The organism is Pontibacter indicus, assembly GCF_900156345.1.
Lineage (GTDB): Bacteria > Bacteroidota > Bacteroidia > Cytophagales > Hymenobacteraceae > Pontibacter > Pontibacter indicus.
In genome coordinates this window covers 538,162-550,379 of sequence record NZ_FTPP01000001.1, presented here as the reverse complement: position 1 = coordinate 550,379, position 12,218 = coordinate 538,162, and the positions used below count along the sequence as shown (strand labels likewise).

Annotated in this window: 9 protein-coding genes; 5 read left to right on the top strand and 4 right to left on the bottom strand. The window is 53.2% G+C overall.

Annotated elements, in window-relative coordinates; genetic code table 11:
• Nucleotides 1-67 precede the first annotated feature (67 nt).
• Entirely contained in the window at nucleotides 68-310 is a 243-nt protein-coding gene (locus B0B12_RS02350; protein ID WP_076667603.1) for an acyl carrier protein, read from the top strand.
• A 124-nt stretch (nucleotides 311-434) separates the two neighbouring features.
• On the opposite strand, the gene B0B12_RS20655 is transcribed toward B0B12_RS02350, so the two are convergent.
• Nucleotides 435-569 carry a hypothetical protein gene (locus tag B0B12_RS20655; protein ID WP_280173742.1) on the bottom strand — a complete coding sequence of 45 codons (135 nt, stop codon included), beginning with the start codon at nucleotides 567-569 and terminating at the stop codon, nucleotides 435-437.
• 312 nt (nucleotides 570-881) lie between these two features.
• On the opposite strand from B0B12_RS20655, the gene B0B12_RS02345 reads away from it, so the two are divergent.
• Nucleotides 882-1,352 carry a YbhB/YbcL family Raf kinase inhibitor-like protein gene (locus B0B12_RS02345; protein WP_076665891.1) on the top strand — a complete coding sequence of 157 codons (471 nt, stop codon included), beginning with the start codon at nucleotides 882-884 and terminating at the stop codon, nucleotides 1,350-1,352.
• Here B0B12_RS02345 and B0B12_RS02340 read toward each other — a convergent pair.
• The gene (locus B0B12_RS02340) at nucleotides 1,339-2,634 is read right to left on the bottom strand and encodes a hypothetical protein (protein ID WP_076665890.1); all 1,296 of its coding nucleotides are present in this window, start codon (nucleotides 2,632-2,634) and stop codon (nucleotides 1,339-1,341) included. The genes B0B12_RS02345 and B0B12_RS02340 overlap by 14 nt on opposite strands.
• A gap of 240 nt (nucleotides 2,635-2,874) precedes the next feature.
• On the opposite strand from B0B12_RS02340, the gene B0B12_RS02335 reads away from it, so the two are divergent.
• Both B0B12_RS02335 and tamL read left to right on the top strand, forming a co-directional pair.
• Entirely contained in the window at nucleotides 2,875-8,001 is a 5,127-nt protein-coding gene (locus tag B0B12_RS02335; RefSeq protein WP_342039364.1) for a translocation/assembly module TamB domain-containing protein, read from the top strand.
• A 6-nt stretch (nucleotides 8,002-8,007) separates the two neighbouring features.
• Complete coding sequence (tamL, locus tag B0B12_RS02330; RefSeq protein WP_076665888.1) at nucleotides 8,008-10,386, top strand: translocation and assembly module lipoprotein TamL; 2,379 nt, start codon at nucleotides 8,008-8,010, stop codon at nucleotides 10,384-10,386.
• An 88-nt stretch (nucleotides 10,387-10,474) separates the two neighbouring features.
• On the opposite strand, the gene arsC is transcribed toward tamL, so the two are convergent.
• Nucleotides 10,475-10,816: an arsenate reductase (glutaredoxin) gene (gene arsC / locus B0B12_RS02325; protein ID WP_076665887.1), complete on the bottom strand. Its 342-nt coding sequence runs from the start codon at nucleotides 10,814-10,816 to the stop codon at nucleotides 10,475-10,477.
• Nucleotides 10,817-10,983: 167 nt separating this feature from the next.
• Here arsC and B0B12_RS02320 point away from each other — a divergent pair, with 167 nt between their 5' ends.
• Nucleotides 10,984-11,625: a DUF3347 domain-containing protein gene (locus tag B0B12_RS02320; protein WP_076665886.1), complete on the top strand. Its 642-nt coding sequence runs from the start codon at nucleotides 10,984-10,986 to the stop codon at nucleotides 11,623-11,625.
• A 215-nt stretch (nucleotides 11,626-11,840) separates the two neighbouring features.
• Here the strand turns inward: B0B12_RS02320 and B0B12_RS02315 are convergent, their stop codons facing one another.
• The gene (locus B0B12_RS02315; RefSeq protein ID WP_076665885.1) at nucleotides 11,841-12,149 is read right to left on the bottom strand and encodes a DUF6122 family protein; all 309 of its coding nucleotides are present in this window, start codon (nucleotides 12,147-12,149) and stop codon (nucleotides 11,841-11,843) included.
• Nucleotides 12,150-12,218 lie beyond the last annotated feature (69 nt).

The following is a 12,218-nucleotide window of genomic DNA, read 5'->3' as shown; positions in this document are numbered from 1 at the left end:
TAGCCTAAAGCGGCAGGAGGAGATAAGGGGATTGCGAAGTACCAAACTACCCTTTACGATGATGCATATGGCAGATACTAGAACTACCCTGTACAAAGAGGTAATTAACCTGGTAAGCAGGTTAAAAGCAATCGCCCCCCATAAACTTTCCGGCCCCAAAGGACTTTGGGAAAATGGAATGGATATAGTTGATGTGGTAGATATTATACTAGCTGTAGAGAAGAAGTACAGCGTCGTAATTCCGGACGAAGTACCAGTATATTCAATTGATGATCTGGTGAACTACCTACAGATGAGCAAGGCAAGTTAGAAAACGTCTTTCCATGGATACAACAAAAAAAGGTGCAGGAGATGATCCTGCACCTTTTTTTGTGCTGCAACGGTTACAGGCCGGTCAGCCCACGCACTTCATTCACAAACGGTATAAGCTCCCCTTATACCTGATAGCGATCGTACTTTTGATAGCGGTCGTAATTGCGGCCTTTTTGCTCCTCCTTGCCATACATGTAGTAGAGCAGGTAGCCTACTGCATAACTCGCCAGTACTGTCAAGATGATAAATATCTCCATATCCCCATGCTTTTTAATCCGAATTGCCTTATATACGAAAGTTAATAGATTCCGACTAATTCTCAAGTATTTAGAGAAAAAATCTGTAAAAATATTTCACCTGCTATCATTTTAGGACAATTATTTGTCGAATAGATGGCATAAACACCCTCTATTGATAGAATATTTAGTTAAAATATACCTTTTATTATTACAAAACTCAACCTTTATAAAAAAACTAAGTTATAATATAAATATAAAACACAACCCTGCTCCACTTTTCTGCCTCCTGCCCTTCTGAACAACAGCATACCAAACAGATACTGAAACGCTATGCAACCGAGAACACAAGGAAAGCTATACCTGACAAGTCCTGCCTTTTCGCAGGGTGAGCGGATACCGACCCGCTATACCTGCGACGGGGAAAATATCAGTCCGCCGCTCGAGATCAGAAACCTGCCCAGGTATACAGAAAGTCTGGTGGTGATCGTGGAAGACCCGGATGCGCCGCGCGGCATCTGGACGCACTGGCTGGTTTGGAACGTGCCTCCCACCAACATGATCGAGGAGGGTGTTGTGCCCGGCATACAGGGCACCAACGACTTTGGAAGGCTCCACTATGGTGGACCCTGTCCACCGCAAGGACTGCACCACTACCACTTTAGGATATACGCGCTGGATGTGATGCTCAACATCAAGGAAGGCACCGGCCGGCAGGCCCTGCTCCGCGTGCTCGGTCCGCATGTGCTCGCGGTGGGCGAATTGATGGGCGTCTACAGCCGCTACAATGTTATGATGGCGTAGTAGGGTGCCACTGCGCCATGTGGTGGGCATGGGTACGGAGGTAAGCGCCCGGCTTGTAGAAGGTGTCGTAAAAGTCCAGATCCAGGTGATGGGCCTGCAGATAGGTGCAGATGAACATGGATGGCACCGTGCCCGGGAACTTACCGAAGGTATCAAATACATACTGCGCCTGCAAGGCCACACATTCCCTGAAAGCCTCGTCATGCACCTGAGCCGCTCCCCTCACCTTCCCGCTTTGTAGCCAGGGACCGGCAGTTTCCGGATTAAAGGGTCCTCCCAACCCAAACTTCCGCTCACATACCGCCTCCACTGCAGCCCGCATAGTGGGATAGTGCGGCGGACAGTAACCCTCCATAACTCCTGCCAGGCCTGTCGGGTTAGGGTATGGCCAACGTTCATCTTTATCATATCGAAAACCGAGCCCCTCCACTCCTGCCACGCCACTTGCCCCTAACACACTAAATGGGTCAATGCCATCATACATCCAACCGCCTAGTCCCATGGCCTGTAGCATCAGGGCACCGGCATAGCAGGAAGTCGACATCTCGGCAGTTACTTCCGCCAGGGAAAGCTGCTCTACAAAGGTGATCGGCCATACATTGTTCACATCTACTATGTGTTTGAACTGCTCTATACCTGGGATGGCGCGTTTATGGATATCGTCGTAGAGCACGAGGCCGTTTTGCAGCATGTAACAGAGCGCCAGCAGTACGTGTTGGGCCAGGTCAGCGACCGGAATCACGAGTAGCGTGCCCGGCTGGTTAGTGACCCAGGTATTGTGCGCTTCTACAAAGGGAACTTCAGCCGGAAGTTTCAGACGACCGTCCTGCAATTTGGACACAAACCGTTTCATATCCCCCAGCACACTCTCCAGTTCCAGGGAGCCATCTGCATTTCGGTCCGCAGCGGCGGGTACATCGCGGTTGTTGAGTACGTACACGCCTGTATCGTCTGTAAAAAAAGTCATGGAGGTATGGAAGCCTGCTGCCGATGGAAAAGTGCGTCCTCCGGCGGCGGCGGCATAGTTGGAAAGGTATGGCGCATAACGCTGGGCACGGTAAATCATGTTGTGCCAGCCTGTGTTGCCGGCGCAGGCCGTAACCACCAGCAGCTTTTCCAATTCGGACAACGGCAGGGGCGCGTGCTTTGATTTATAGGCAAAAACACCGTCCGGAATCTCTGCTCCCATGAAAAAGCGGCGGGAACGGCGACCTAATAAGGCCTCCACCAAGCCAAAACCCAACATTTCTTTAAAACCGGGAGGTATTGCTGATGATGCCATGACTCAAATAAACTAACTCTCTTCTAATTTACTCTAGTAGCATCTAGATGTTTGTGCATTAGACAGTTACCAACCTGCCTTCACTAAAAAAATGGTCCAATTCTTCTTAATGACTTAAACAATACAAGCGTCGACTTGTCATCCAACTGCGGCCTTCGGTTTCCTTTTCGATTAACGTTAGCAAAAAATTCTATCCTTGTTAGCAAACTTGCGTAAAGTCAAACTGTAAATAAAAGTCATATCGCCTCAGCTAAACATATCGGAAAGACCATTGCCAAGGTAGTACTCTGGTTCCTCGCCATTGTAGTGGGCCTGCTTTTGCTCATCATCATTGCCTTACAAATTCCTAAAGTGCAAAATTTTGCCGCCCAGAAAGGCGCCTCATACCTGTCCGGCATGTTGGATACGCGGGTGGAGATCGGGCGCTTTAAGACAGACTGGCGCAATGCCATTGTACTGGAGAACGTATACCTGGAGGATCAGCAGCAGGACACGCTCTGGTACAGCCAGCGCCTCGGCCTCGATCTGAAGGTATGGTCGCTGCTGAGCGGCGGCATCAACATCAGCAAAATAGACCTGCAGCAGGCCACGCTAAACCTGCACATCCGCCCCGACTCCACTTCCAACTTCGATTTCCTGATGGAGGCCTTTGCCACCGACACCACAGCCGCACAACCCGCCGACACGGCGGCAGCCATGCAACTGGACCTGGGCCTGATCAATCTCGAAAACGTGTACGTCAACTTCAACGACGAGGCAGGCGGCAACCATATCCGGGCGCGTGTGGGTCAGCTGACCACCACCATGGAGGAACTGAACCTGGAAGAGGAAATCTACCGCCTGGATGAAATAGAGTTGCGCAACACAGGTATAAGCTACGTGCAGACCAAACTACCGCCCGAGACAGAGCCACAACCCATCACGTTTCAGTTTGACATGAACGGCGTGGAGGTAGAGAACTTCGGGCTGAATTATGTCAGCATACCTGCCGACCAGCGTATCGAACTCAAATTGGGCAAATCGGGGCTGGCTGTGGAGGACATCGACCTGCCCAACGCCCGCATCGACTTGCGCAGTTTCGACCTGCACGACTCGAAAGTGCTGTATGTACAGGAGAAAATGAAACCGACCGACTCGCTGGCTGTGAACCCGGCCGAGACGGTGCGCAAGCTGGATGAATCAGTAGAGAAGACACAGGGACAGCCGGTGAAGTGGATTGTGAACCTAGGCAAGCTGAACGTGAGCGGGCTGGAGGCAGGTATGGACAATGCCGATGCGCCCCGCCAGGCACAAGGTATGGACTACAACCACCTGCGCTTCTCCAATATCGAACTGGATGCCGAGGATGTCAGGTATAGCCTGAACCAGATGGGCATGAAGCTAAACCAGCTCAAGCTGCAGGAACAGAGCGGCTTTCAGATAGGCAATTTCCAGTCCGATATCACGCTCGACTCTACCCACGCTCGACTGGCCAACCTCGACCTTCAGACTGGTAACAGCCGCATCAGCAAAGACCTGGCCCTGCGCTATACCTCCTGGGACGACCTGACCGACAACCTGGACGCTGTGCAAGTGGACCTCGACATTGACAACAGCCGCATCGGCATGCAGGATGTGCTGCTCTTCGCACCCGACCTGGCTCAAAATCCATCGTTCCGCAAGATTGCCAATTCCACTGTACGCCTCAACGGCCGTGCGCAGGGCCCATTGGACAACATCAGCATACAGCAATTGCAGGTGGCGGGTCTGCAGGGCACTACTGTGAACGTGACGGGCAATGTGCGAAACGCCATGGATCCGGACCGCCTGGCTATGAACCTCAACATCAACCGCATGGCCACCACCCGAACCGATATACTGGCCTTAGCCCCGCCGGGCACCATTCCGCCAGAGATCAGGATCCCGAACAACCTGAGCATGACGGGCAGGTATAGCGGTACTCTCACTAACTTCGATCTGAACGCGGCCATTAGCAGCTCCTTTGGCAACTTGAACGCCGTGGTGGACATGGACGAGGGACCAGCCGGTGCCGAGCCTTTCAAGGCGACCTTACGTACCGCTGGTTTTGACCTGAAGCAACTCTTCACAGAAGACTATGGTGTGGGTCGAGTGGCTTTTGAAGCGACCGCCCAAGGCACCGGCCTGAGCCCCGAGACAATGCGTGCCGATGTGAAAGCCCGCATCAAGGAAGCTGTCTACAACAATTATGCTTATAACAATGTGGATGTGGATGCCCGCATTGATCGCAATTTATACCAGGTGGCAGCCCGTGCCCGTGACGAAAACCTGAACTTCGACCTGAAAGGTGACTTTAACATGCGCAATGTGCAGCGGGGCGAGTATGTGTTCGACCTGGACCTGAAAGGTGTGGACCTTAAGGCGCTCAATTTCTACGAAGAGGAGCTGGGTATGCGCGGGAAGCTGCGCGGCCGCTTTGCCGGCAAAGACGCCAGCGACATCAGCGGCACGCTGGAGGGTGAGGGCGTGCGTGTCAGGCTGCAAGGCGTCTCCTACCCCATCGATTCGCTGCAGCTGACTCTGAACCAGAAGATGCCTGGTGCAGAAGTTGCGCTCAACTCCAGCATACTCAATGCCGACATGCGTTTTGCCAATGACCTGGGCGAGCTTCCGACCGCGCTGGCCAAACATTTCTCTGCTTACTTCGACCTGCAGCCCGATCCGCCTTTCCCGGCCAACCTGAACCTGGGCGACTTTGAAGTCACGATGCTCGTTCGCCGCCCGGACATCATCGCTTCTTTTGTGCCGGATCTGGAAGAGCTGCAGGTAAATGGGCCGATCACGGCTTCCTACAACGGCGAAACGCAGGTGTTTGCCATGGATGCGAATGTGAGCAAGCTGACCTATACCGAGTACAACGTGCAGGATGCGGCGCTGCAGCTGCGCGGCAACCGAGAGCAGATGGGCTATAACCTGGGCGTGCGCGAGATCCGGTCTCCTTCCCTGCTGCTTAATAATGTTAGCCTGAATGGGGCGGCCCGCGACAATGACCTCACCACACGACTGGCCATAGCAGGTACAGACAGCGTTGAAAAGTTTGTGATAGGCGGTGTGCTCAACAGCCTGGGCCCCGGCTACCGTTTTTCCTTTAATCCGGAGCAACTCGTTATCAACAGTCAGCGCTGGTCGGTGCCGCAGGACAACTACCTGCAGTTTGACACTAACCTGCTCTATGCGCAGAACATCCGCCTGGAGCGCAACGGCAATTTCCTGCTGCTCAACAGCACCGGTCCTGTCAGCCCGAATGCACCGCTGCAAGTGGAGTTTGGCAATTTTGAGATCGGCTACATCATGGCCTCTTTCCAGCAGCAGGACAGCGTGATGACGGGTGTGTTGAATGGCACGGCCACTCTGAAAGACCTGATGTCCGGTAACCCGGCCTTTACGGCAGACATGACCTTGTCTGACTTTGCTTACACAGGTATACCGATCGGCGACATTGCCCTGAAAGCAAACACAGCGGGCGCCAACCGCTATAACCTGAACCTGGGAATGACCGGTAACGGCAACGAAGTGCTGGTGAGCGGCACCTATGAAATGCAGCCGGAGACGAGCTTGCTCAATCTTGACGCCAACATCGCCAACCTCAACCTGGCCTCGTTCGGCGGCTTTACACAAGGGATGGTAGACGACCTGGCCGGCAGCGCAAATGGCAGGTTACGCATCACCGGTTCGCTGGCACAGCCGGCCATCCGCGGCGGGCTGGACTTTAACCAGGCCCGCTTCAACCTCACCATGCTCAACTCGCCTTTTACATTGCAGAACGAGCGGATGGAGTTCACAGAGCAAGGCATCAGCATGCGCGACTTCACCCTGACCGACTCACTGGGCAACACGCTCGATATCAATGGCAACATCTTAACACAAAACTATACCGATTATACCTTCGACCTGCGCGCGCGAACAGAGCGTTTCCTGGTCATGAACTCCACAGCCAACGACAACGACCTGTTCTATGGCAATGTGCAGACGGCCCTGAAAGCCAACATAACAGGCACAATGCAGGTGCCGAACATCGAAGTATTTGCGACGGTGCTGGATGGCTCCACGTTCACCACCGTAATTCCAGCCGACGGAGTGGCCGCCGCGGAGCGCGAAGGGGTGGTGGAATACGTTACGCTCAACGATTCCCTCACGGCTATTCTGGAAAGGGCGATTGAAGAAAGCACCTCCGCCGGCTTTGCCGGTGCGAACATCGATGCGCAGATCACCGTCACCGATGCCACCACAGTCACCATCATCATTGACCCCACCACTGGGGATAACTTGGTCGTGCGCGGCAGTGCGGCTCCCCTCTACATCGGCATCACACCAAGCGGGCAGATCAGCATGAGCGGCCGCTACGTGATCACGGAGGGTATGTACAGCATGGATTTCTACGACCTGGTGTCGCGGCAGCTTGAGATCGCCGAAGGCAGCTACATCAACTGGACCGGCGACCCGATGCAAGCCAATATGCAGATCTCGGCTATTTACAGAATCGATGCGGCGCCTATGGAACTGGTGATTGACCAGATTGACGCAGAGGCGGGCCAATTGAACCGGTATCGCACCCAGCTGCCATTCGAGGTATTTGTGAACCTGAACGGAGAGTTGCTCAAGCCTGAGATCGGGTTCGACATACAGCTGGAGGAGCAGCGCCGCGGGGCACTCGACGGCACGGTGGAAGCACGCCTGGGTGCTTTGCGCCAGAACGAATCGGAGCTCAACAAACAAGTGTTTTCGCTGCTGGTGCTGGGTCGCTTCCTGGCCCAGGACCCGCTGTCAAGCTCGGGTGGCGGCGGCTTGGGCTCCACGGCCCGAAACAGCTTAAGCCAGGTGATGACTGACCAGCTCAACCAGCTGACCAACCGTTTCGCCGGCGGGCTCGGACTGGAGTTAGGCGTGAGCTCCTACGAAGACTTTTCTTCCGGCTCAGCTGAAGGCCGCACCGACCTGAACGTGGCCCTGCGCCAGCAGTTCCTGGACGACCGACTGACTGTGCGCGTTGGTACTGACATTGGTCTGGAGGGCCAGAGCGAACAACAGCGCAGCATGGGCGGCTTCGGCGGTGACGTGTCGGTGGAGTACTCGCTCACTAAAGACGGGAGACTGCGCGTACGGGCTTTCCAGCGCAACCAGTACGAGGGCTTCCTGGAAGGCGACGTGCGGGCGACCGGCATGGGCCTGATCTTCGTGCGCGACTACGACAACTTCTCTGACCTGTTCCGTAACCTGGAGAGAAGAGAGGTGCGCAAAGAGGAGCGCCGCATGGAAGAGGCCATTAAGTTTAACCAGCGCGAGAAGCGCAGGGAAGAAAAGGAAGCTGAAGAGAAAGTAGAAGAAGTCAAATCAGAAGACCAACAATAAGTCACCATGACCACAGCCTTACGCTATACCTTGTTCGCTTTATTTCTGGCACTGAGCTGGGTATTGTCCGGTTGCAGCAGCACGAAAACGGTGCCAGAGGGCGATGCCCTGTTTGCCGGATATTCGGTGAAGGTGAATGATGAAGAAGACAGCAGCAAGCGTGGACCTGCGCTCGAAACTGAATTGAGTAACACGGTTCGTCCAAAGCCTAATGCGTCCATCCTTGGGCTGCGCCCCAAGCTTTGGATACACAATGCTTTCTATACCAAAAAAGAGAAAGGCCTGAAGCACTGGATTCAAACGAAACTGGGCGAACCGCCGGTGCTGCTGTCGGAGGTGGACACAGCCAGCATCAACGAAGTGATGCGCGCGCGCCTCCACAACCGGGGCTACTTTTACAACACGGTGCAAAGCGACACGACTATCAAGAAAAAGAAGGCCACCATTCAGTGGAACGCGACGGTGCACGAGCCTTACCGCCTGCGCAACATTGCCTATACCTTAAGCGACTCCCTGCCCATCCATACCGAGATCAAGAAAATGCAGCCTAACTCGTTGTTGAAGGAAGGTGAACCCTATGACCTGGATAAGATGATAGCCGAACGCGCCCGCATTGACCAGGCACTTAAAAACAAAGGCTACTTCTACTTTGCGCCTACTATGCTCATCTTCAGCGCCGATACCACAGTGGGCAGCAAGGGCGTGGATGTAGTCCTCCGCCTGAAAAACGATGCACCATCCCCTGCCCTACGTTCCTATAAGATCGACGATATCTTCATCAACGCAAACTTCGTTTTGAACGACAGCCTGTCGGTGAGCGACACGCTGCGCTTTGAAGGTTACAACTACATTCCGAACGAGAACTACGTGCGTGCGAAGCACATTGTGCCGGGACTTTTTGTGGCGAAGGACAGCGTGTACAGCCGTCGCAACCACCTCCTCACAGTCAGCAGACTGTCAGGCCTGAGTGCCTACAAATTTGTGAACCTGCAGTACGAGCGCGACACCCTGAAAGAGGACCGGCTGGATGCCTTCATTTACATGACGCCTGAAATGAAAAAATCGCTCCGGGCGGAGGCGCAGATGGTGACCAAGTCCAATAACCTGGCAGGGCCCGGTGTTACTGTCTCTTTCCGAAATAGAAATGCCTTTAAGGGATCAGAGATGCTCACGTTGAACCTGACGGGGCGTTTTGAGAATCAGGTGGGCGGCCAGCGGGTCGTCAGCACTGCCGAGTCACCCGAAGAGAACCCGGTTGGGCTTAGCTCCTACGAACTAGGTGTGCAGACCAGTCTCAGCTTCCCGAGGCTGGTAGCGCCCTTCAACCTGCCCAATCTACGCTCTGCCTATGTGCCGCATACGCGCATTACGCTGGGCTACAATTTCCTGAACCGGGTACAGTTTTTTCAGATGAATTCCTTCAATGCCTCTTATGGGTATACCTGGCGACCAAAGCAGACGATCACGCACGAACTCACGCCGATCAACCTGCAGTATGTGCGCCTTGGGAAACAAACGGATGAGTTTATGAAGATTCTGGAAACCAATCCGTTCCTGCGCAGCAGTTTTGAAGAACAGTTCATCATTGGCTCCATTTACCAGCATACCTTCAGCACGCTCAGCCTGGAGAACAAAACGCATCAATTCTTCAATGCCACCAGCCTTGATGTGTCGGGCAACCTGCTGGGTGCAGTGCAGTCGTTGCTCGGCAGCGAAAAACGAGACGATGCTGCGGATCCGCCTGTGCCAGCCCGCACTATTTTTGGCCAGCCTTACTCGCAGTACACGCGCCTCGAAAACGACTTCCGATACTACCTCAACTTCTCCAAAACAAGTCAGCTGGCCACGCGCCTGATTGCGGGGGTGGGCTACCCTTACGGCAACTCCCTGACCATGCCCTACGTGAAGCAATTTTCGATCGGTGGTCCGAACAGTATCAGGGCGTTCAGGGCGCGCAGCATCGGGCCAGGCACCTACAATGTGCCCGACTCCCTCGCCACCTCCTTCTTCGACCAGGTAGGCGACATCAAGCTGGAGGCGAACGTCGAGTACCGTTTCCCTATTTTCGGATTTTTCAGAGGAGCTGTTTTTCTGGATGCTGGTAACATCTGGCTGATCAACGAGACCTACAATGCCAACGGAAGCCTCGACAAACCGAAGTTTAAGGCGAGCAACCTGTTTCAGGAACTGGCGGTCGGCACGGGATTCGGCCTGCGGGTAGACATTGACTTCTTCGTGATTCGTTTTGACCTGGGTATACCGGTGCGCGTACCCTACGGTCCCGAAGGCGACCGCTTCGCCCTCAACGATTTCCGCTTCGGTTTCAAACCCAAACCGGGCGAGCATGGCATGGTGCTGAACATTGCCATTGGCTATCCTTTCTAAGATATGCAGAACAGGTATAGCAAATAAAGCAGGTATGGCAGGTATAAGCGAATTCTATACCTGCCATACCTAACAACCTATGCTTTCCCTACAGAATGTCGAGCACTTTTTCAGGAGGACGACCGATAACGGCTTTGTCGCCTTTCACGACGATCGGGCGCTCGATCAGGATGGGATTCTCCGACATGATCTGCAACCACTCGTCGTCGGAATAGCTTTTACCCGCGAAGGAATCTTTGTATACCTGCTCGCCTTTGCGCAATACCTGCTCCGGTTTCAGGCCCAGTTTGTTGAGCACGGATTTTAGCTCCTCGGCAGAAGGTGCCTCCTTCAGGTATTCCACTACCTGCAGCTTCTCCCCTTTTTCGCGCAGCAAGTCTAGAGTCTGGCGGCTTTTGCTGCATCTGTTGTTGTGATAGATCGTAACCATGGCTTCTACTTGATTTACTCAAAGATACGTAAAAGCCGGCATTGGGCGAAGGCCACATCGTTGCCACCATTTCGCTAAAAAGCTTACCTTTGCAGAAGAAATGCCCGCTAAGGGCTCCTTTTTTTTAGAAGAGTGTATTAACCATTCGAATTTTCTGATAGCTGATTATGAAAAAGACAACCTTATTTGCAGCGCTGGTGGCCATGTTTGCATTTGCCTCCTGCTCATCTGATAACAGCCAGCAACACGCTGAAGGCACCGAAGAGCACGACCACGAGCACCACGACGGTATGGCACACGGTGACAACATGCCTGCAGCCGGTACTGTGGTAGTGGAAACGCCTACCTTCGACTCGGTAGCAGAACCGATGAAACGCAACTTGGCACAAATGCTCGACGAGTACATCGCCCTGAAAGATGCCATGGTAGAGTCAGACGCTGAAACTGCAAAAGAGGCTGCCAATGCTGTGTTGAACTCTGCGAACGCTATGCCGGTAGCCGCCATTCAGGTACCAGAGCAAAAGACGTTTGCAGAAGAGCAAATTGAGAAAGTACGCCAGTCTGCCGCTGCTATTGCCGGCACCAATGACCTGGGCGAGCAGCGCAACCAACTGGAAGACCTGTCAGAAGCTGTGTTCACGCTGACCAAAGCATTCGGCGCCACCGACCAGAAAGTATACTACCAGCACTGCCCGATGGTGAACAACAACCAGGGCGCCTACTGGGTTAGCACCAAACCTGAAATCCGCAATCCTTACTTCGGAAGCAGCATGCTGAAATGCGGCAGCAACGAGGAAGTTTTTAATTAATTGAGTGAATGAGCGATTGAGTGAATGAGTGATTAAAATTCATTCTCTCAAAAAGAAAAGAGCTGATCAATAACTTGATCAGCTCTTTTCTTTTTGGACCTTTTAAAAAATTAATCACCGCTATAAAATCTCCCATTCACTAAAACACTCAATTAAAATTCACTAACTCGCTCAATCACTCCTTCACTCAATCACTATCTCACTCCTTCACTCAATCACAAATAACAATCAATCCAATCCAGCACGATATGAATGAGCAGACCCAAGCCGATCAGGCGAGTTTTGGGGATGAGGGCCAGGATGGTGTAAATGGGCACGAGCCAGTACCGGTGTAGTAAATGAAAGCCTATGCTGCACCTGTCCTGGTCGATGATGGGTGTAACCAGCAAATGGTCAAAATCGATCAGCCAGCCTGCCAGCATCATGAGCGAGGCAAAGCGGAGTTGCTCCCGGTAAAACAGCGCCGCCACCAATATAGGAACCAACATGTGCAATATGATATGGATCGCAAAAGATAACGTCATACAGCAGGTACTGCATCGGCCAGGTATAGGTTACCGGATGACCGAACATAAAAAAGCCCTCTGCTTTCA